General features: G+C 60.5%; 19 protein-coding genes. 7 read left to right on the top strand and 12 right to left on the bottom strand.

All coding sequences use genetic code 11. The features are described 5' to 3' along the window. The first annotated feature begins 10 nt into the window (after window positions 1–10). Window positions 11–565, top strand: coding sequence for a sugar transferase (locus GTK01_RS10840; RefSeq protein WP_252925902.1), 555 nt, complete (start codon window positions 11–13; stop codon window positions 563–565). Window positions 566–803: 238 nt separating this feature from the next. On the opposite strand, the gene GTK01_RS10835 is transcribed toward GTK01_RS10840, so the two are convergent. Next, window positions 804–959 (bottom strand): hypothetical protein, encoded by a 156-nt coding sequence (locus tag GTK01_RS10835; RefSeq protein WP_252925901.1) that lies wholly within the window; start codon window positions 957–959, stop codon window positions 804–806. Window positions 960–1755: 796 nt separating this feature from the next. Here GTK01_RS10835 and GTK01_RS10830 point away from each other — a divergent pair. Further along, entirely contained in the window at window positions 1756–1962 is a 207-nt protein-coding gene (locus GTK01_RS10830) for a hypothetical protein (protein ID WP_252925900.1), read from the top strand. Between the two features lie 170 nt (window positions 1963–2132). Here the strand turns inward: GTK01_RS10830 and GTK01_RS10825 are convergent, their stop codons facing one another. Then, window positions 2133–2453, bottom strand: a complete 321-nt coding sequence (locus GTK01_RS10825) for a hypothetical protein (RefSeq protein ID WP_252925899.1) — start codon at window positions 2451–2453, stop codon at window positions 2133–2135. A gap of 617 nt (window positions 2454–3070) precedes the next feature. On the opposite strand from GTK01_RS10825, the gene GTK01_RS10820 reads away from it, so the two are divergent. After that, window positions 3071–3682, top strand: a complete 612-nt coding sequence (locus GTK01_RS10820) for a hypothetical protein (protein ID WP_252925898.1) — start codon at window positions 3071–3073, stop codon at window positions 3680–3682. Between the two features lie 300 nt (window positions 3683–3982). Here GTK01_RS10820 and GTK01_RS10815 read toward each other — a convergent pair whose 3' ends face one another. Then, window positions 3983–4318 (bottom strand): hypothetical protein, encoded by a 336-nt coding sequence (locus GTK01_RS10815; RefSeq protein WP_252925897.1) that lies wholly within the window; start codon window positions 4316–4318, stop codon window positions 3983–3985. A gap of 510 nt (window positions 4319–4828) precedes the next feature. On the opposite strand from GTK01_RS10815, the gene GTK01_RS10810 reads away from it, so the two are divergent. Beyond that, entirely contained in the window at window positions 4829–5974 is a 1146-nt protein-coding gene (locus GTK01_RS10810; RefSeq protein WP_252925896.1) for a DNA cytosine methyltransferase, read from the top strand. Here the strand turns inward: GTK01_RS10810 and GTK01_RS10805 are convergent. From GTK01_RS10805 to GTK01_RS10785, 5 genes are all read right to left on the bottom strand, one after another. After that, window positions 5951–6196 carry a hypothetical protein gene (locus GTK01_RS10805; RefSeq protein WP_252925895.1) on the bottom strand — a complete coding sequence of 82 codons (246 nt, stop codon included), beginning with the start codon at window positions 6194–6196 and terminating at the stop codon, window positions 5951–5953. The genes GTK01_RS10810 and GTK01_RS10805 overlap by 24 nt on opposite strands. 447 nt (window positions 6197–6643) lie before the next feature. Next, a complete protein-coding gene (locus GTK01_RS10800) occupies window positions 6644–7471 on the bottom strand; it encodes a hypothetical protein (protein WP_252925894.1) in 828 nt (275 codons plus the stop codon). Between the two features lie 70 nt (window positions 7472–7541). Beyond that, complete coding sequence (locus GTK01_RS10795) at window positions 7542–7979, bottom strand: hypothetical protein (RefSeq protein ID WP_252925893.1); 438 nt, start codon at window positions 7977–7979, stop codon at window positions 7542–7544. Continuing rightward, on the bottom strand, window positions 7969–8571 hold the full coding sequence (locus tag GTK01_RS10790) for a hypothetical protein (protein ID WP_252925892.1): 603 nt from the start codon (window positions 8569–8571) through the stop codon (window positions 7969–7971). The genes GTK01_RS10795 and GTK01_RS10790 overlap by 11 nt, the downstream gene beginning before the upstream one ends. Continuing rightward, window positions 8564–9394, bottom strand: a complete 831-nt coding sequence (locus tag GTK01_RS10785; protein ID WP_252925891.1) for a metallophosphoesterase — start codon at window positions 9392–9394, stop codon at window positions 8564–8566. Before GTK01_RS10785 ends, GTK01_RS10790 begins: the two co-directional genes overlap by 8 nt. A gap of 832 nt (window positions 9395–10226) precedes the next feature. Between GTK01_RS10785 and GTK01_RS10780 the strand changes: the two genes are divergently transcribed. The 3 genes from GTK01_RS10780 to GTK01_RS10770 all read left to right on the top strand — a co-directional run bounded on the left by GTK01_RS10780 (window position 10227) and on the right by GTK01_RS10770 (window position 13800). Further along, a complete protein-coding gene (locus GTK01_RS10780; protein WP_252925890.1) occupies window positions 10227–12293 on the top strand; it encodes a hypothetical protein in 2067 nt (688 codons plus the stop codon). 252 nt (window positions 12294–12545) lie between these two features. Continuing rightward, a complete protein-coding gene (locus GTK01_RS10775) occupies window positions 12546–12926 on the top strand; it encodes a hypothetical protein (protein ID WP_252925889.1) in 381 nt (126 codons plus the stop codon). Between the two features lie 136 nt (window positions 12927–13062). After that, a complete protein-coding gene (locus GTK01_RS10770; RefSeq protein WP_252925888.1) occupies window positions 13063–13800 on the top strand; it encodes a hypothetical protein in 738 nt (245 codons plus the stop codon). 1315 nt (window positions 13801–15115) lie between these two features. Here the strand turns inward: GTK01_RS10770 and GTK01_RS10765 are convergent. From GTK01_RS10765 to GTK01_RS10750, 4 genes are all read right to left on the bottom strand, one after another. Further along, window positions 15116–15469 (bottom strand): hypothetical protein, encoded by a 354-nt coding sequence (locus tag GTK01_RS10765; RefSeq protein WP_252925887.1) that lies wholly within the window; start codon window positions 15467–15469, stop codon window positions 15116–15118. A gap of 487 nt (window positions 15470–15956) precedes the next feature. Further along, the gene (locus GTK01_RS10760) at window positions 15957–18071 is read right to left on the bottom strand and encodes a DNA cytosine methyltransferase (protein ID WP_252925886.1); all 2115 of its coding nucleotides are present in this window, start codon (window positions 18069–18071) and stop codon (window positions 15957–15959) included. Window positions 18072–18486: 415 nt separating this feature from the next. Next, entirely contained in the window at window positions 18487–19242 is a 756-nt protein-coding gene (locus tag GTK01_RS10755) for a hypothetical protein (RefSeq protein WP_252925885.1), read from the bottom strand. After that, entirely contained in the window at window positions 19242–19457 is a 216-nt protein-coding gene (locus GTK01_RS10750) for a hypothetical protein (RefSeq protein ID WP_252925884.1), read from the bottom strand. Before GTK01_RS10750 ends, GTK01_RS10755 begins: the two co-directional genes overlap by 1 nt. Window positions 19458–19932: the final 475 nt, after the last annotated feature.

Here is a 19932-nt window from a genome sequence, read left to right as displayed (position 1 = left end):
ATGGAAAGTCTTGGCGAAGCGCTTCCTCGATATCACGATCGCCGGCCTGGGGCTTGTCGTTGCCCTGCCGGTCATCGCCGTCCTCATCGTCCTGGCGCGATTCGATTCACCCGGTCCCGGGCTTTTCCGCCAGCTCCGGGTCGGGCGCGATGAAAGGCCGTTCGTTTGCTACAAGATTCGCACTATGCGGCTCGATGCGCCCAACGTCGCCACGCATCTTGCCCTCCCAGCCCACACCACCCGCATCGGCGCGATGCTGAGGCGCACCAAGCTCGACGAGTTGCCGCAACTCTGGAATGTTACCAGAGGCGACATGAGCCTGGTTGGACCGCGACCTTGTCTCCCGAACCAGACCAGACTGATCCAGGAACGGCGAAGGCGCGGTGTTTTCGCAGTTCGGCCTGGAATTACTGGCTTGGCGCAGATCGAGGGGATCGATATGTCCGAGCCAGAGCGTCTGGCAACCAAAGATAAGGACTATGTTCTGAATCAGTCGGTTAAGTTGGACTGCATCATATTAATGCGCACTATAATTGAGCGGTTTGGGCAGGAAAAAAGAGGATGAGATGACCTGATCGCTTCGCTGTGAGATGGAGATACGGTTCTGACGGTCTTTCCTTAGTGGAAAAGGACGTCCGACGCTGCCATTCTTCGGTCGCGGCGCAGTGAACCGAAAAGCCGTCGCCACAGGCGAGAGAACTCACAGCTGGCCGTGTAGCTGAGATGCTATCCTTGCTGTTGGACGGGTCACCATAACAAGAGCAAATACCGACGAGTAGCTTCGGCGCGCGGGCATGTGATCATTAGCCGCGCAAGAACGTCTTACGCAAAATGGTGGAGACGCGGCCCTCCGTCAACGTGATCTGCGCCGCCAGCGTCTTCCAAACGATCTGCTCTGTCATCGCCGTCGACCAATCCCTGGTGATCGCTATCCTTTGGACATCGTGCTGTTGTTCCATGCATCTCCAACATGCAGCGTCGCTGCATGTCGGACATTGCGCTTCATCTTTCACCCGCAGGCATTTCTCACTTACTCGTACCGGTCCCACCGGCCGTTGATCACGAAGACGTTATTGATATCGCATTTCAGTCTTGGCCCACCTGGGCGTTTGGTCAGCACCAGTCGCAGCGCGAGCTTTTCGAACGGCTTCTGGCCTACGAGCTTGTGCTCGACATTGCCCGGATTCACGAAGCCGAGACGGCCGTCTTAACCGTCGAGATTGGCGTCGATGGCCGACTTGTCGGGGCCTGCGAAATTGCACTCCACCACGCGGATGTTGCGGTAGTCGTCCGCCCGCCGCATCCCGAAGGTCCTGCTGGACTTGCCCGTGATTGGCTCGCCGAGACTATCGGAGCGATACCGCTGCCCCCGACATCCTAGACTAGGATGTGTGGACGAATTGACTCAGGTACAGTTTTTGGGGTTCCGCGGATGAATCCGGCTTGATTCAGAGGTTGTCGACTGATTTGAGAGGTCGGCGATGTCCACGAAGATAACGGATACGGGTCGGGTGAACGCGCTGGAGGTTTTCCGCGCCTGCCTGCTCCCGCGGGGCCGCAAGGCCGCGGACGACCGGCTATTTTTGGAAGCGATGCACTGCTTTGCGGTGGAGAATGTGCGCTGGCGTGCTTTGACCCGCTTCGAGACACTGCTCGACATAGGGCCGGACATCACCCCACGCGTTGCGCTGGGCGACAAAGGCTATTCCAGCAAGGCCAATCGCGCCGCCCGCGCGGGCTCGTGGCATTGCCCCGGTGATCCCTCACAAGGCCAACGAGAAGAACACGCCAGCCTTCTTCGCCAGGGCGCTCTACAAGGCCCGCGCCCGCATCGAACAGGGCTTCGGGCGGCTCAAGCGCTTCAAGCGCGTCGCCCTGCTGCGAAAAGACCCACGGAACTACCGATCCCTCGTCAGTTTCGCGGCCGGCCTATGCTTGATCAAATTCGTCCACACTGCCTAGTATCTTCCGGCACCGATAGTCACCGCGTATTGCGGCGCGAGTCACCCCCCCCCGAAGACTTGTTCGAACATGGCTAAAGAGCTCTTAATGGTAGCTTCGGCCTCGATAACAGCCCCGCTTCGGTGTGGCTTTTCTCGGCGTATCTCCGCGGCAGAAACGGCGCGTGGAGATCATGAACCGCCACATGTAAGCACGACAGCGATGTAGCTCTCCGGATGAGGAATGAAGAACCGAACGTCGGTATCGGCATCATCAATCCGATGAAACTCGATCCGCGACACGTCGCCCGGCGCATTACCAAGGCGGACGTCGACGCGTCGCTCATCGATCTCGGAGACGTTCCAAGGAGCAGTGTCCTTCGTTTTTTCTTGTAGGCAGGAGGCCAGCTGCTTGTAGTCGCCTTTCACGCCAACAGCAGTGCTCATCTCCTTCGACGGCGTGGCGCACCCGGTAAGGATGGCCACAAAGACTAGACCCATAATCGCCCGCATAAGATCCTCATCGCCGCCAACACGCGCGGCACAGCCTGCAACTTTTCAAATCTTCAATCACGGACACTAGATCGCGGGAACCCATACAACTTCATGATCAGTATCTGAGAAGGTCAAAATCCGAAGGCGGGGGCTCTTGCTTGGGCAACGCTCCCTCGGAATGGCAGTATTGATAATGCGCGCTACACACGCGACCGCGTTAGGCCTTCGTCCGAAACCGACGAGGTTGATTTTCTGACATTCAGACAGGACGACATCCTGGCATTGCGGTGCGCGGCGAAGACTGCGCCGTTGAGGATGTTCAGCGCCACCGTTGCACCCACTCGATCTCAAATCAACCCGCAGGAAAGCTCCGTAACCATACATAGTCCCTTCGCGCTTGCCCAGCATCTTGCCTGCTTCCGGCCTAATGCCCGCATGCTTCTTGACGGCTAGAAGAGCCGCTCGTCGTCTTCCCCTTCCGTGATCAGTTTGCATTCGCTATTTCGCCATTGTCGTTCTCCATAGGAGATACCGACCGGTGGGCTCTGGCCGAAACTTTTCCCGCGCGCGTTGCGGCATGCAAGCCGGCGGCAAATTCTCCTACAGCGACGTCGGTGCTGCCGGAGGAAAGTGCGTTGAGAGTTCTGGGTATCATTGGTCGGATCATTAGGATCATAAGCAAATTCGGGATCGACTGCCTGAAGATTCCGTTCCACATACTCGACTACGGATTGAGTATGATTTTCGGGAATGGCGCAGACCACGTCAACCCCGCAAATTCGCGCCATCCGGCCGCTGATGCCCACAGCGTGGCCTCCGCCGCGCTTGAGGCAGTGCAGAAGCGGAGCCTAGCGATCTCAGCCCCGCAAGCCGAAGGAAAGCGTGGACCGCGCTCGACGTCCGTCGGCGATACCGTTTATGCGTATGCTTCGGCGAAGCCCGGGGACCGGGCCCAGATTCCGCTCGCTGGTGTGCCGGCCCATGTCCGAAAATGGCTCCTGGACTTGCCTGAAAGCGACCTCCGCCGCCTGGCGGTCGCCGGTCCGGGTGCCTGCGCAAGGGCGAGCGAAGGTAAGAAGTGTGGCGTCGTGGGCATTGCCCTGCCGCCGACGTTTGCGGCGTTGGCGGCGGGCAAGCCTGGGCTATCGAGCTGCCGTGCAGTTGAATTCGCCGGCGGGGCATCGACATCGGACATGCTCGAGCGCGTGCGAGAAAACCTCAACTCCAGATCGATGAAGCCTGTATGAGATCCGTTACGTAACGATTTCGCCATCTTGCTCCCAGGAACCCAGCGTTTCCGGGATTTTTGTGTGCGCTATGTCGGCGGCTACCCCTTTCCCGGAGTAAATTGCCCGATTTTGATGATACCCCCCCGCCTGCGCCTGGTTCATGAATGATACCGAGATCGACGAGAGCGTTCCGGATGGTTTGTTCGTCTCCGACCACCTATCACGTAGAGCCAGAAGCTTTGCCGCGTAGGCCGGCTCTTCCAAGACGAAGTCGCCATAATTGTCCTTAGCCACCTCCAATCGGCGTCGGAGATGGGTTCAGGCGGCATTTGCCGCGGTGCGTTGCACCCGCAGCGTGTTGATGTGCTCCTGCCGGACACGCACCTCGGCTTGAAGATCGGCGTTCGCGCGGGTCAGCCGCGCGACTTCCTCCAAGGCGCGCTGCGCCAGAATTCCGAGTTCCTCGTTGGCCCGGTGGAGGTGATGGAGCGCGGCATGAGTATCGTGCTCCTCTCGTGCCTGGCGCGCAGCCTGCATCGCGGCGATGCCGCGTGTGTGGCAATCCATCACGCCGGATGCGAGTACCGTGGTAAGCAGACCGAGCTGGCCGACTGCGACGCCGGCGGGATTGCGGCTGTTATATAGAGAAGACATTGCGACCTCCATTGCTGGGAACAACAGATAGGGGGCACGGGGCGGCTTGAGAGCCCCTCGGCCCGCCGAGGACGCGGACGAAGTTAACAAAGCGCGATCGGCATACTTTGCGGGGAAGCCCATTTCCGGATGCTAGACTGCCGGGGCAGATAGAGGCCCGGTGCCGCTGGCCGTAGCGGCCGGCGTGAAGCCTTGGGGGATCCGGACGGCTCGCACCGGCCGCTGCGAGCCAAAGGTCCCACCGTTCAATCTTGTAGCACGAGATCCCAACACGAAAAGTCGAATCCCAGTCGATCGCTAATGGATGCCTGAGAATGGTCCCCAGCGCTCAAGGATGTCGCTGGACACCGATCCCTCGCGAACGATCAGATTCTCCACCGTTCGAAGATGCGGGTACTGTCCCTGCCCTCGCCGTCGGTAGGCGGTTGATGCCGCATGGTAAGCCGCCGGCGACTTGTGGCGCGGTCGTCTTCGCCAAACACTGAGTGAAGTGAAATGAGCGGGGACGATATGAAATACACAGCGGTTGACCTGTTTTGCGGATGTGGGGGGCTCTCGGCGGGCTTGGCGAAGGGCGGCCTCCAAGTCGTCGCCGGCTTTGATGGTTGGGGGATCGCGCTGAAGACATACCAACTTAATCATGCTCACCAGGCGCATTTGCTCGATCTTTCGGATGCCCGGGCGGCCGCTGATGCCATCCGGGCCTATGGACCCGATATCGTCGCTGGCGGTCCGCCATGCCAGGATTTTTCGACAGCTGGCCGGCGGCATGAAGGGGTCCAAGCAGATCTCACTGTGACGTTCGCCGACACCGTCGTGGAAGTACGGCCGTTGGCATTCATTATGGAAAATGTGGATCGCGCCGCGCGAAGCGCCGCCCAGGCCGAAGCGATCCGCAGGTTCCGCCAGGCCGGTTACGGGATTACCCAGATCGTGCTCGATGCCTCGCTGTTCGGTGTGCCCCAGAAGCGCAAGCGACTGTTCACGGTCGGCGTCCTGGGCGCGGATGACGGTTTTCTGGAAGCTCCGCTTCAGCAGCGCGCATCGACGACGCGGATGTCAGTGCGCGAGTATTTCGGGGAAGCGCTCGACTTCGAACATTATTACCGCCATCCGCGCTCCTATTCGCGGCGCGCAATTTTTTCCGTGGACGACCCGTCGCCAACGGTGCGCGGCACCAGCCGTCCGATGCCTTCGACGTACCGGCGACATCCCCGGGACGCCGCCTGCCCATCCAGCGGCGTCACCGTTCTCGGGCATGCCGAGCGGGCGCGCATTCAAACGTTTCCTCCGGACTACCAATGGCCGTCGGGAGCGCCAAAGGTGGCGCTCGACCAAATGCTGGGCAATGCGGTGCCGGTCGAACTGGCCGCCACCGTCGGCGCGGCTTTGCGGGAATTTCTCGATGCATGGGTGGTTTCGCTGGACCGTGCGCCGGCTCGCCAGGCGATTTACCAGCTGGTTGTTGCCACAATCGAGATATCCGAAGCTCAAGCCATAGCATTGTGGAAGGTCGCCGGTCTTGAGGTCCCGGATATGGCGAGACGCAATTCCGTTTCGCGTCGCCGTGCTCGCCATGAAGAGGGCTTGACGAATGGCATCCGGCAAGCCCGACATCGGCGTGGCCAGGCGTCAGACGACCAGCGCCATCATTAACATCACGACACCTGCCGCGACGAGCGCCCACATTATCAAAGCTGCGGGGATGACCCACCAAGGGTCCCCGCGTGCTTGTGCGATATCAATTTCGCAGGCGGGTAGGTCGAAAAGCCCACCATCGAGATCCGGCTTCCTTTCCGGAATTCGGTCGATAATCCTGTGTGAACGGCTGGGTTCGCCGCCAATCGGGCGAGGTCGGATTTTCTCGAGATCGCTCAATGCAGTGTTCTCCGCAAGCGGTCAGCCATCCGACGCCTGAATTGATCATATAGCGCGGACAGCGACATATGGGGCTCGACCGCAAAACACCAGAAATGGGTCTCGCCGCACGCCGAACACTCATCGGGCGTCGCGCCGTCGCCCTCATTTCTGCACGCTCCGCACAGCCAACGGGTTTTGGTCAATGCAGCCTCCCCAGTGCCGCGCGCATCACGCGCTCGAAGATTTCGCGCATCGGTTCGGGGTCGCCCGATCCGGTCTGAAACCACGAATCTTGGCAGCCGCAGGTCGGGCATGCGTCCGGACGAGGTCCGGTTCCTTCGGTGTCGCACTGGCAGCACAGCCAGCGCGAGCGGTCGATTTTCCCGCACGACGGACAGGAGTTGTCCTTTAAGTCTGCGATAGGTCCTCGCGAGCCGCAGCCCAGGCACCAGTATGCCCGGGCCGTCATCGCGGCCTCTTTCGCGGCGGCGTCGTTCCATCGAGCGGGCGTACATTTTCGGGCTTGGAGGTGTCTTCGGACCTTTCCTTGCGCAGTTCTTCGCGCGCTTCCTTTTGCAGCCGCGTCGCTTCCTCCGCGACGTCGATTTCCGTCGCGTCGGCTCCGAGGTCGGACATTTTGCCTTCGGCCGCGATCGCGGACTGAGCCGCCGCCAGCCGCTCGGCCGCGCGGGACATCTCGACGAGGCGTGTGGCTTCCGTGAGTATCGCGCGCGCGTCCTCTTCCGCCGTAACAGGCGTACGCGTTCGATCGCCGTGCTCGCGCTCGATTGTCAGCCGGTCCTCCCTGGGCAGGTAACGGACGAGCAGGCCTGCGGCGATGGTGCCGACATGATCGGTGATGCGCTGGAACGGCTTTGCTTTCCTGCCCGTCGCCTTCGCTCCGGCGTGTTCAGCACACGCAGTGGTCCACCAGCCGCCGATGGAATAAAGCGACCCGGGCGCACCGCAGACTTCGCACGTGTAATAAGCTCGCGCGTAAGCGAGTTGATGCGCGATGGAGATGCGGGCGGCAGCTGCCGCTGAGACGTCATCGGAGACCAGAAAAGCCAGCCGCAACCCGCCCATTTTTTCCTTCGCCTGCCGCAATGTGAAGCCTTCACCGCCGTGAAGGGCGGTATCGACCTCGGCAAAAAAGTCCTCGAGGATCTTGAGCCATCCGCGGCCGATCTCGAACCCCCAGTCGAGGCGTTGCGTTGCGAGCCACGGGAAGCGTCCTTCCAAATGAGCCTGAATCTCATCTTGCGCTTCGAAGAAGTCGTCGATCTCAGCCATCGCAGTTCTCCTCATCTGATTGCGGCGGCACGTCTTGGACGAAGGCGTCCTTGTCAGGGTCGTACCAACGCTACGTTGCGCCGAGAAACCGGTATCGGGTCTCCGGCCCGAAGGTCGTGACGATCCTGCCTTCGAACGCCGCATGTTCGTCGCACGCGACAAAGCGATAGCCTTCCGCGCTGCGCAGCCGACCGCGCTCGCCGCAAATCTCGCATGTGTGGAGCGAGCGCGCATCGAGAAGGGTTTCAGCGTCGTAGATGCGCCGTGCGGCCGCTTCGTCAACATTTTTGAGCGCGAAGTAAAACCGGACTGTGCCGAGCTTCTCCTTGACCTGACGAATCTCGAACCCCTTGCCGCCCGGGCATTCCTGCTCAACCGTCGTCAGGAAATCCGTGAGGATCTTCTCCCAGCCGATCCCGCAATCCCAGCCCCATGCGAATTTCTGTTCCGCGAGCCACGCAAACTTCGCCGTCAGGTTCTCTCCGAGATCCGGTTCTCTACGCACCATCATCGCTCTCGTCGAAAGCCCCGCCGAGTCTGCGGAGAATCTCTGCCAGGGCATCAGTCGTGAACGCCGCACCACTCATCGTAATCTGCGCCATCTCGCTTGCGGAAATCCCGGCGATGCCGGCAGCACCTTCCGCCGTCAGGCCCTGCTTCTCGATATGCAGCGCGATCTTATTTGCGAGCGCGAACCTCCGCCTGGTCTCGCCAGGGTCCGGGTACTTGCGATCGTGGAGGAAATCGCCGCTTCCGACCCTTGCGTCTGCGACGTCGCCTTCGAGCCTGGAGAGGAAGAACTCGGTATCGGCGATCGCATCGCGATAGGCGTGCAGCCGCTCGCGAAGCATTGTAGCCGCGCCCCTATCATTGGGATGGAAAACGCCCGCGATCATCTGAACCTCCCGCCGGCCGTCGATCTCGATCAGTACGATGCCGTGATCGCATTCCCAGCCGGACCAAAGCACTTGCGTGTATGCGATCACGCGGAAGTCGTCTCGCCTTCGCCCGTAGTTGTCTTCAATATGGAGCAGGAGGCCGATACGCTCGTGCTCCGGCAGGACGCCGTCCGGGTCCCAAACGGGTGTCTCGTCAGACATCGACGGTCACCCCCCAGTTGAACCCGTTTCCGTCCTCGCGCCCTCGATACCCATGCGGATTGCAAAGCAGCCGCGTGCGGCCGATCTCGACATCGACGGGGTAATGGGTATGGCCGTAAATCCATAGATCCGGCCCCGTGACGCTTTCGAGGATCTTACCGAACGCCCCGGCCGAGTTCGTGAAATAGCAGTTTCCAGGCTCGTTTCGATAGATCGGCGGCTCGCCCGCCGGATGCGGAACGTGGTGCGACACCACGACAGTCGGTCCCGCGAACTCCTGTGCCAGTTCCCGGCACAAATAGTCACGCGACGTCCGATGCATGGCCAGGACAGCGGCGGCGTCGAGACCGGGGATGCGGCGGTAGTCCATCATCGACATATGTGCGAAACGCATGTTCTCCGCGGCGATCTCGTCCGGAGAATGCCCTTCGGCTTCGCCGGCTCGATCGAAGGCGAAATCCGTCCATAGTGTCGAACCGAGGAACCGAACGCCGTCGATGATCACCGAGCTGTCGTCGAGGACGTAAACGCGGTTCGACATCAGGTGACTCTTGACAGTGATCAAGCCCATGCGCCGGCGGTCTGCTTCAACGCCGCGGCGAAGTCCGCTCTGACCCAGGCCGACATAGAACTCGTGATTGCCGGGAACGAACACGATGGGCAACTCGTAGCGGTCGGAAATGTATTCGAGTTCGCTTCTCAGCTCGTCCGCATGTGCTAGGTCGCCGGCGATGACGATGACGTCGACGCCGGCGGGGGCATCGTTTGGAATCCGTACATTCTGCATCTCGAGGTGCAGGTCCGACCAGATCCATAACCGCATACCGCCGCCCTTCCGTGTTTGACGCGTCAAACAGGATCGACGCTTGAACCCGATATAGGCGCACGCGGTAAAGTTGTGAGCCCCCAAATTTTGGTTGTGCGCCGGCAGGGTTAAGGGAGTGCGATCGGCAGCCGTCTAATGGCAGACCGGAGCTTCAGTTCTGCCGCGCATCAGTTCTGGTGGCACTTTCTCTCACTGGCTCCCGACGTCGGGAGCGCATTCATCCGGCCGATAATTGACGGGGCAGGGGTCGCCGCCGGACTGATGCCTTAAGGTGTGGCCCACCTCGAGAGCAGCGGTGCCGAAAGAGCCCGACATCATGTGCGTCCGGTCGCGCGCATGACGTTCGGCCGGGCGGACGCAGTCGCGTGGATTTCCGTCTTCGATGTTAGCCTGGGAGGGGGGCCGGAAGCGGTCATGGTCTTAAATGGATTTCGAACAGCTTTCATATCACTGCGTCTGCAAGTGCGATGGCCAGTAATCAGGCCCGCCGGTTGCTTCGTCGTTTCGAGCCCGAAAGCCTTCTGACCGACCGGTCCGTCGGCTTTGCTGACCCTGCAAAATCCATTCAACGTGACGGTCCCTGCTGGGATGCAATCTCCGATGGGGACGTGATGATCGTCGCTTGCAGCCGCTCGGGCCCAACGGCCGCCGGCGGATCACGCGTCCGGCAAACTGCGCGCCACAAACCGGATCCCTTGGAATCCATGGCGTGCAGGGTGACGCCCATCTTTCCGCAGAATCTCTTTGCCGGTCGCATGGTGTCGACGGATCATTGGTGAGCGGCGCATGAACTCAGGACGGGCCGTCGAACAAGATGGACCCGGACCCAATGGATTTTGCCAAAATCCCGCAGCCAAGGATGGACGTCGCCGAGCGTGATTTGGCGCTCGGCTTCCTGCATTCGCTCGGCTACGTCGAGTGGCGCGCCATCTTCCCGTCGCTTCCGGCCGAGAAGGACCTTCCGTCGGCGAAGCAGGCCCGTGTCATCGACGCGATCCTGTCCTTCCTCGCTTACGCGGCATGGATGCACCCGGGTCGTAAAGTCTCCTATTCGCGCTCCAAGGACTGGTACGCGGTCTCGCGCGCTTATCTTGGCCCTGACTGCTCCTATCATCTCGTGCGCGCTGCGGTCGACGTCATCCTCGTCTGCACGGACGCGATCGAAGATCACTGGATCGCGCCTTCGGCTCCGGGCGGCACGGGCTGGCAGTCGACGATGACGCCGAATCCCGCCTTGTCGGCGCACGCCAGTTTAACCAGCGTTCACCAGCCGGGCCGTGCCCTCGTCGTGCGCGGTGGCATTGGCGGCTTCGCGCTCGTCCCGGAGGGCGAAGCGGCCAAGGCCGAGCGTATGGAAGCCAACGTCGATGTGTGGAACGCGATCATAATGTCGTCGCGTATCGAGGTCGCGCTTCCGGACGACTGGACCCGCGACGGGTCTCTGGCGCGTTCGCCGAAGGGGCAGTCTATCAACACGCAGGCGGTCTGTCTGACGCGCATCTTCACCGACGGCAACTTCGACAAGGGCGGCCGGTACTACGGAGGCTGGTGGCAATCGCTACCGTCCGAGTTACGCGGGACGTCGGTCACTATCGACGGCGGCGCAACGGTCGAACTCGACTATTCTCAGATCCATCCGCGAATGCTTTACGTCCTGGCGGGCAAGAAGCTAGACGGCGACGCCTATACGATTCCCGGCATCGCGCGTGAGGACGCCAAGCTCGGCTGGCAGATCGTCATCAACGCGGACACATTGTCATCGGCTACGGCAGCCCTCTCGGTCAAGCTGGCGGCCTCACGCGAGGTGGTGGAGACCAAAACGCACAAGGCCGAGGCCCGAAAGATCATTATGGCGGTCAAAGCGGCGCATCCAGACATCTCTGCCTACTTCCACACCGGGATCGGGGTCCGTCTTCAGCGTCATGACAGCGATGTGGCCACCATGGTTATGGACACGATGATCAGCAAGAATGTCGTGTGCTTGCCGATCCACGACAGCTTCATAGTGCGAGCCGAGTACCGGAACGTTCTGAAGGAGACGATGGACGTCGCGTTCGACCGTTGGTGCCGGGACAACCGTCCTGCCGACGTGTCGGGTGACGATGGTACGGTCGTCCCGTTTCCCGGCAGTTTTTCCCTACATACCCTCTCAGGACCTGGCCTATCCCCCTCCGCCCCTCTCGATTCAGACCTCGGAGATTCGGTCTTCGAATCCGGATTCCAGAATAGGAACCGTGACTCCTTTCCAGGCGACCTCAAAGGGGCGGTAGCGATAGTATCCGGAAATAGAGGAATGAACCTGGAAGACACGTTCTTTCCGGTGATCTCTCACAGCGTGCCGAAGACGCCCCATAGGGAGGTGGAATCCGAATATGGGGTCCCGAACACGCCTGGTCTATCCGAAGCCTGCCAGGGCCACGGGAAACCCATTGATCGCACGACCTCGTTCAAGTCCTCAGACATACCGGATCACGACATGACCGCATCCGAGAAACCAACGGCCGTCAGAAAGATAGGGCCTCCATTCCCTCCGACGTCGACACGACCGACGCCGAAGTCCGATAAAGCATGGATCCCGATGATCAAGCCAAACCGATCGAGTCCGTCAGAGGCCGGCAGCGGTCTCCGCGGGCCTGAAGCCACCACGCGTGAACGTAGCCGCGAAAACGGCCCGCTGGCAGGCGAAAATGGAAAAGTCGACCTCGCCCCCATCGCGACCCCAAAACGCCCGCCAGTGACGAACCGGATCAATCCGCATTACGTCAAACCTGCGCGGGCACCGCATCCCCTCGTTCCCGCCCCGTGGGCGACCTGGAATTTCGGCACGTTCCTGGCTGACGGCACCGTGATTGATCCCAGACCGAAGAAAAAGAACGCCCCGCCGCGGCCGTTCTGATCTGCTCAACGGTGGATCCGTCGTGCCATTCGGCTGCGTACCATGCGCGCGTCCCGGTTGCTGGCCACACCCGGTTTTACTGAATTCGTTGGGTTTTTCGCTCTCAATAACGCTCGTAAGTGGCCTTTTCGGCCACTTACGAGCGGTTTTGATTTTGGGGCTCCCAGACCGCTACCCACCGGCTACACCTCGATCGTCGTTGTCGATTGCCGCCGGCGGCAGCAATCTAAAGGTCGCAGAGGAGAACATCTAATGTCGAAAGCGCCGCCGGTTGAAGCACAGCCCGAAGTCCACATCGAGCACTGGGTCGTGGCTCGCGTTGGCCCAGACTGTATCGGACAAAAATTCTTCGCTCTTGTCGGGATCCCGGTTGAATCGGGTCGAATGCGGATGTCGACGGACGTGCAATCCTATGACCGAGCTGAGCGCACCGCTGTCACGCTTTCGGGTCGCGTCTACCGTCTCGTCGGCGACGAGCGGCTTTCGGATCCCCATCCGGACACCTGGCCCATGGTTCGCCAGTATTGCCGCAATCACGGAATTCCGCACGAACTCGTCGACCTAGCTTCGCTGGACGAACTGGCGGCCGCAGTTCCGGCCCCGGAAGTGCCCACTGCCGCCTGGAGACACTGAAATGACGAGAACCAGAACGCTGGTAACATGGGGGTTTGTGCGGCCCGAAGACTCCGACCAGGCACCCTTGATTGCTGGAGACGACGAATTCGGAACGTCCTGGGTATCGACCCCTGTCGTTTCGTACGAGCCCAGCTTGGGCGTCGCAGTCACGGTGTCCGGACGCGAGTACACCCTTGTGGGAGAGGAAGCTCCGATTAGCGCGCTACGCGCCTTTCATACGGTGTGGAGACTGCCCCGCGGCCGCGAAGTCCATCGCGTTGCTCCCGAGGACGTCGCGAAGGCCCTTGCAAACGCACCCCTTCTACGAGAGCGCACGGCCGCAGAAAGAGCCGCAAGCCAACGGCTCAAGACCGAAATCTACGCCCGCAAGATCGCTGGTCTGGCTCGGTTCGCGGGCCTTGCCGACACGGACGTCGCGCGCATGCTCGGGATTTCGGTGGATGCCTATGAAGCCATGAAATCCGGCAGTGTGCCTGCCGGTCTGTCGGCCGAGCATGCGGAACAGGCTTTCGTTTATGTTGCCGGCCGGATGAACGGTCATTCGATGCCCGAGCCAGGAGCCTTACCTGACGAGGACGAGCCGGATTTTGACGTCGAGGCGCGTGAACGCGAAGTGCGTCACCAAAGCCGCCGGCAACGAATGCAGGCAGCCAAACAGCACATAGAGAACCGCAGTTCTGCGACCCGTCGACATCGACTTGAGCAAGCGGCTTTTGCGCTGCCGTATCTGCATTTGTCGGACCCGGATATGGATGCCGACGAGTGCGCGACGGCGCTCGGCGTGACAGCGGATGAGCTGCGGGAAATTCTAGGCGAAGTTCCGCACGATGATGAGGAATACACGGTGCCCGCGCCACGGCTGCGGCACTAGCCTCGCGGACTGACGCTGAACGCCCACATTGGATGTCCCGCCGTTCGAGGTGCTGTGCGCCGTCCTCGGCTGGCTTGTATCCAGTTCAGATAACGTTGCTGACCGAGCGCCGGATCCGGCACATCGTCAAAGGGTAAAAGCGAATGATCTCGCTGATGCCGTGGTTCCCCTGCCGACTTCCCGAAATCGCAGGACCGCGCTTTTCTCAGGTGACTGAGATTGCCGCCGAACAGGCGGACAGAAGGGCGGCAGCGATGCCGCCTTTCTTTTTGCCCGCTGGCCGGTGCGGTGCTGCAACAGGACGTCCTTCCCTGGACAAGCATTGTCCACTCCGGCGCGTTTGGTCATGCCGACCGACCACGCGCATGGGGCTGGGCAAAGACTTGCGACAGGAGACCAAAAAAAAAGTAGGTATCGCGGGGACGATCGATGTTGACGGAGTGGTCGCTCCGGATAATCCTCAAAGGGTAGACGCGATCAAGGTCGCTGAAGCCGTGGTTTCCCTGCCGACTTCCCAAATCGCAGGGCCTACGATTTCTCAGGTGACTGAGGGTGCCGCCGCACAGGCGGACGGAATAGAGTCGACTTTAGGTCGGTTTTGCCGCCGAACAGGCGGACGGAAGGGCGGCAGCGATGCCGCCTTTCTTTTATTCCCGCTGCTCGGCGCGGTGCTGCAACAGAACGTCCTTTCTCGGACACGAACCGTCCGCCGGCGCGCTCACTAACGTCGACCGACCACGCGCATGGGTCTGGGAAAGACCTTCGACAACGGCCCAATAAAATGCGCAGAGGCGGAAAATTCGTGTTGACGGAGCGGTCTGTCCGGGCAATCCTCAAGAGGTGGAAGCGATTTGACCTTCGCCTATACCGGATGTGGGAATACTCCCATGCACGTTCAGTTCTCCGCTGCACAAGCGGCTCTGAAAGCACAAGCGGCTCTGAAATATGTGACCGTAAAAGGCTGTTCGCCGCCGCGCAGGTGGCTCTGGACAAGTTCTTGGTCAAGTTGGCCGCCGAACAGGCGGATGAAAGGGCGGCAGCAATGCCGCCTTTTCTTTTGGTATCCGTCAGAGTGATTGCTATAGCCGTCGACCGAAACTGATGGACGGCGACGCCGGCCGACCAACCGCAGATGAGATAGCCAATGCCACTTTTCTTTTTTGTGGGTGCCCGCGCGATTGGCAAGATCGACGTTGCGGCTGACGGCGATGGAACTGGGGGCGGCCACCGGCGCTGGCTGTAGTGAGAAGCCGCCGCTGCGCACCGCCGACGTGCCTAGAATCGTCGAGGTGGACGCAGTTGAATCGGACAGCCGTTACGGTGCCGAGCGTAAAGTAACGATGCCGCGCGCTTCCATTTCCTGCTTTGCGTCGGCGAGGATGTGCCCAACCTTGACGGCCTCGGCAGCCTCGAGCAAAGCCTCTGCGATTTCATGAACGGCGAATTCCTCGACGCGTTCTGCCATGTTTTCGAGGCAATAGACGATGTCGTCCGGCGTGCCGTCGAAAGCCATCGCATCCGGGACATCGATTTCGTCGCGGTAGTCTCGGATGGTGCAGGCCGCCCGCTGCAGGAGGCGCGCACATTCGGCCGTCCTGAGCTGTTCCGTCTCATTGCCGGCGCGGATCAATTCCGACACGAAGCCGGAAGCGTAGTTCGTGATCTGCATGCAGCACCTATTTTTCCGTCCCGCGTGTTCCTGCTTTCATTGTAGACATGACGTCTGCGCTTGTCTGGTCAAGTCTCCACCTGTCGCAACTGGCTGGGCGCGCAATCGGGAGACAGGCTGGCCTATTTTGCCTGTCCTTGCTGAGACGCCCACAGCTTACACGAAGTTCCCGAGCGGCCACGTCTTGGATGCAAGATCCAGCGACTATGGATTGCGTGGCAATTCGTCTTTGGCCGGCGGGTCAACCTACTCGCCGATCGGCATGGAAACAGGTCCACGAATGCCGACGTTCTCTCGACACGCCGTCTTCACGAACGATGACGTCACCACGTGCAGCGCAACGACCGATCATCGCCCCAGCATCGCATCAACTCGCCCCAGGTGTTTCCACAGCCCACTTGCGCGTGGCAAGATCACGCAGTGTCGCGGAATAAAGTTTTGGCAGAGCCTGCCTCCCCCGGAATGATCCCGGGGGAGGGTGGCAAGGTCAGCCGTACCGCTTGTGAAAGAAGTGGTCGTACTCCTGGTCCTCCTGCTCCATGCGTGCTGTCCATGACTGATCCGAAAGATTCAGGCGCGCCATCGGGCCGAGCGTGCTGCGGAAAGGCTGATCGACAGCATCGGGAATGCTTTCACCATATCCGGTCAGCGCCCGCTTGATCCGGATGCCAAGAACGCGGGCGAGAGGCGGTGGAAACGCGTTGGCGATCTGACGCAGTTTGGGCATCGGGCTTCCGAGCGGAATATCGCCGCGTAGGTCGTACCCCGTTTCGGGTGTCCATTTCGCGTGCGGCGCGAAACGCCATTCGTCGGGGAACCCCTGAAGTCGCGCGACCATTCGGATGGTCAACTTCGGATAAGTGTCAATTTGATCCTTTGATCCCAATTCTCCGACGGGACCGGCACTGGCGTCTGGTGCATTATCGGCGCGGCGGGATGGATTGATGCCTTGCGCAAACCAGTGCTCGCGGCCTTTTTCCATCGCCAGGTCGAAGCTGGTCTTTCTCTCACTCCCGCCGATGATCGTCATGCAGTGCCCGGTAGCCTTGGCGGCCCAATCCTCGGCATGCGGCCAGCCATTCGATGCCATGAGGTCGAGAAGAGTTTCGCCGATCGTTTTCGGTGCGATCTCCAAGGGCTCGGGCCACCGAAAGCGGTGCATCAGCCCCTTCTTGAAGCCAACAAGAATTGCCCGCTCTCGTTTTTGCGCCATTCCAAAACTCGGGGCCTCAATTGCGCGCCATTCGGCTTCATAGCCGAGGCGGTCCAGCTCGCTCAGGATGAACAGTCGATAATCGAGGTGCTTGGGACCCAGCAGGCCCATCACGTTCTCAAACATGATGGCCTTGGGCTGGACGATGCCGGTGATCTCGACGGCACGTCTGAACAGGTCGCGCGGGTCATCCTTCCCAAGACCCTCTCCGGCAAATGAGAACGGCTGGCAGGGTACGCCGCCGGCAAGGAGGTCGACACCGCGATACTGCTCAAAGTCGATATCGGCGACGTCAGCTTTAATGATCGGCCAGTCAGGCCGGTTGAGCTTAAGCGTTGCGCATGCGGGTTCCAGCCGTTCAATGAGACCGACATGGTGAAAACCGGCCGCATGCAGGCCGATTGCCTGGCCGCCGCCTCCGGCGCAGATCTCCAGAACGGTGAGCTGCTGCAATTGGGCGTGCTGTCGATCGTCGGACAGAACGATCCGCCCCATATCGTTCATGATGCGTCGTTGACGTGGCCCGCCTGCTTCAAATCGATGTCCAAATGCCCCGGCGACATCTTCGAGTAGTCGGATATTGAAGATAATCTCGCGCCGTGCCTCAACCTCGAACATTTCCTCTTCGGCCCTGTCCCAGGGTTCTTCCGAAACTTCACCGGCCGCGATCTGGTCGAGAGCGTGCAACGCATCTGACCAAACGAACCCACCTTTTGCCACAGCCAGATCGCTCTGGTCGACAACCTGCCGGACCCGAGCGGCAAGCGCTGCCGCGTTGCGGCCGAGCTCGGCCAGCTCGCCTGCTTCCGGACCGATGAACGGGTTGAAGGCCGGCTTTTCGATCCAGATCAGCAACTGGCTTGCGAACTGCTCGAAATCATTGAGCAGGCCGTCGGCAAGACGTCGTCCCTTGCGGGCGGCGGCCTGGCGCAAGAGGGCCGGCCGCTTCAAGTCGACGCTATCCTCGACGAGCAGTTTGACATGATCGATGTCGCGCTTGAGAGCGGGAAGTTCGCTTGGCTGCACGTTCCGACCGCTGCGGATCATGCGCAGAGCCTCGTCACGTACATCGGGGCGCGCGCGGACAAGTTTGAGGGCAAGCGCCGGTGAAACCGCGTTCGCGATCAGGAGTTCTTGGTGTTCTCCGAGCGTTTCCATCAAAGCGAGGTACGAAGCGACGTCGCTCTTGGTGATGCCGCAAATGTCGGTCATGAACACCTTGTATTCGCGAGCCGAAACCTCCTGCCTGATGGCTTCGCACCGTTGCGCCACCTGGAACAGGCTTCTCAGCGCCCGCCGTCGATCGTTCGCAACGACCTTGCTGATCTCCTGCAAGCGGTGACCGAGCCCCTTTTCAGGAGCAGTTGCGTCACCGTCTTCAATCGGCATTTCCCCGTCTGTGTAGTCTTGTAGTCTCACGACGCCCCTCCGGCTTTAGCTAAAGCCGGTTTAGAGGCGCGGTTCCTGTAATCAGGTGAGCAAATTGAACGGTATTTGATCGACTATTCGGTTTCGCGCATCGACCGCGCCGGTCCGGCCAGCCACCTCATCAACTTCAGTCAAATCTGGATCACGTTGAGGGCCGCACATTTCGCCGCCACCTCTTCAGGGGATTTGCGAATTGCGGACGTTTGCTGGCAGCATGACCTACAACGCGGCGCAACAAGCCGTTGGCTAGCACAGCAAAAACCCGCACACGGCTTCAACCACGTACTTCACCATCGCTCGCGACGCCCCGACTGCCGGCGCGTCGATCATTGGTTGCGCCGGGATCACGGCGGCGAAGGTCCAATGGCCGTCTCCCTCAGTCGCCGAGTCGCGCGCCCCATTCCCATGTCGGCGCTTCCCGGCCGACGCGAACCGAATGCCAGCAGTCGCGATCGCCATACGCCTTCATGTGTTGGCCCTTCGTGTGCCGGACAGTCGGGGCGAAAGCCCACACGATCCCTTTCTTGTCGCGACAGAACGCGGAGGCATGGATCTCATGGGTCCGACCAACCATCACCGACGTGGCGTCGATGGGTTCCGCCAGGGGAGGGCGGCTCTTGGCAGGGACAATCAGGATATCGCCTTGCCGGATGCCCTGCGAAAGCTGCTTGTCAGTTACACTCCACATCCATCGCTGCGCGCCGCGCACCGGCGCAATCGGGTCGAGATCGTCCTTGCGGATCGCAGCGTGCACGGCGTGGGCCGATACGGGATGCCGGAAGAATTCGCGTGTCTCCTCATTTTGCCCGACAAGCACATAGTCTTTGTGCACGTTCAGATAGCCGTTGCGGTAGCGGCGAAATGCATGGCGGATTTGGACGATGGCGACACCTTGGGAGTAGTCGTAGCCATAGAGTTCCAGGTTCAGGGCATCACCGCGTTGCTTGTTGTCGAACTCGACAAATTTCTCCGGCAAGACCGACGCGAAGCAAGCAAGGATGCCGGTGACGTCGATGGATGCACCGTCGGCCAAAGTTCCACGCAAAATCTCTCCGTAGGAACCACGTTGGACGACGCCGGAGAGCGAGGAATTGGCCTTGAGATTCTGGTCGGGGCAGGGCGTCATCAGCATCAGCGCGGGCCTTCCTGAAAATTCACAAAGCGATGACAAACCGTCTTCACGTTTGCATAAGATCCGGACAGGGCTTCGGACATAAACTGTGTGATCTCGGTTCGCCCAAGCCCGTGTTCGTGCATGCTCGCTGAAACCTTGTTGATCATCTTGATTGCGGTGGCATCCCGTTCCTCCATGCAAACATGAATGTCCGGATAAAGCGGTATCGACATTTGATTTCTCCAACTCATGGCTCGTCACACCGGGCCCTTGGAAAAATGCTGTTGCCGATCCGGCCGTCCGTCAACGCGCTTCGAAGCCTCGCGAGGTTTACGCTGCGACTGGTGGCCATCGCGTAGTGTGCCGGAACGCGCGATGCGCCGCACAGCGAAACCCGGTGCCGGCACGTTGCATAAATGCGAAATGCATCAGGACAATTTGCGGTCATGCGATTCCGGATTTCATTTTTCCGATTCAGCTGCTCACGCCGTTTGTGAGCGGCGAGAAGGCCCAGCATCGGGAGGAGGACCTTTCGATCACGGCATGTTCCGGGCATGGGATAGGCCCTCGGTTCAAAATTCGCTTCTAGGGGTGCGGCCGCCAATCTTCCGATTCCAGCTTCGATTTCGCCGATTCGCACTCAGGGAGTAACGGGAGCACGGATTCTCAGATCGTGCCTGAAAGGGACGCCGTCCGCCGGCGGTTCAG

Source organism: Aliihoeflea sp. 40Bstr573, assembly GCF_024105655.1.
Taxonomy (GTDB): domain Bacteria; phylum Pseudomonadota; class Alphaproteobacteria; order Rhizobiales; family Rhizobiaceae; genus Aliihoeflea.
This window is presented reverse-complemented; position numbering and strand designations above follow the sequence as displayed.

Bases quoted from the DNA above. Each gene is read 5' to 3' on its own strand.
- GTK01_RS10835 (WP_252925901.1), bottom strand. From the start codon at position 959: ATGGAACAACAGCACGATGTCCAAAGGATAGCGATCACCAGGGATTGG.
- GTK01_RS10825 (WP_252925899.1), bottom strand. From the start codon at position 2,453: ATGCGGGCGATTATGGGTCTAGTCTTTGTGGCCATCCTTACCGGGTGC.
- GTK01_RS10815 (WP_252925897.1), bottom strand. From the start codon at position 4,318: ATGTCTTCTCTATATAACAGCCGCAATCCCGCCGGCGTCGCAGTCGGC.
- GTK01_RS10810 (WP_252925896.1), top strand. From the start codon at position 4,829: ATGAAATACACAGCGGTTGACCTGTTTTGCGGATGTGGGGGGCTCTCG.
- GTK01_RS10800 (WP_252925894.1), bottom strand. From the start codon at position 7,471: ATGGCTGAGATCGACGACTTCTTCGAAGCGCAAGATGAGATTCAGGCT.
- GTK01_RS10795 (WP_252925893.1), bottom strand. From the start codon at position 7,979: ATGGTGCGTAGAGAACCGGATCTCGGAGAGAACCTGACGGCGAAGTTT.
- GTK01_RS10790 (WP_252925892.1), bottom strand. From the start codon at position 8,571: ATGTCTGACGAGACACCCGTTTGGGACCCGGACGGCGTCCTGCCGGAG.
- GTK01_RS10785 (WP_252925891.1), bottom strand. From the start codon at position 9,394: ATGCGGTTATGGATCTGGTCGGACCTGCACCTCGAGATGCAGAATGTA.
- GTK01_RS10780 (WP_252925890.1), top strand. From the start codon at position 10,227: ATGGATTTTGCCAAAATCCCGCAGCCAAGGATGGACGTCGCCGAGCGT.
- GTK01_RS10775 (WP_252925889.1), top strand. From the start codon at position 12,546: ATGTCGAAAGCGCCGCCGGTTGAAGCACAGCCCGAAGTCCACATCGAG.
- GTK01_RS10765 (WP_252925887.1), bottom strand. From the start codon at position 15,469: ATGCAGATCACGAACTACGCTTCCGGCTTCGTGTCGGAATTGATCCGC.
- GTK01_RS10760 (WP_252925886.1), bottom strand. From the start codon at position 18,071: ATGCCGATTGAAGACGGTGACGCAACTGCTCCTGAAAAGGGGCTCGGT.
- GTK01_RS10755 (WP_252925885.1), bottom strand. From the start codon at position 19,242: ATGCTGATGACGCCCTGCCCCGACCAGAATCTCAAGGCCAATTCCTCG.
- GTK01_RS10750 (WP_252925884.1), bottom strand. From the start codon at position 19,457: ATGTCGATACCGCTTTATCCGGACATTCATGTTTGCATGGAGGAACGG.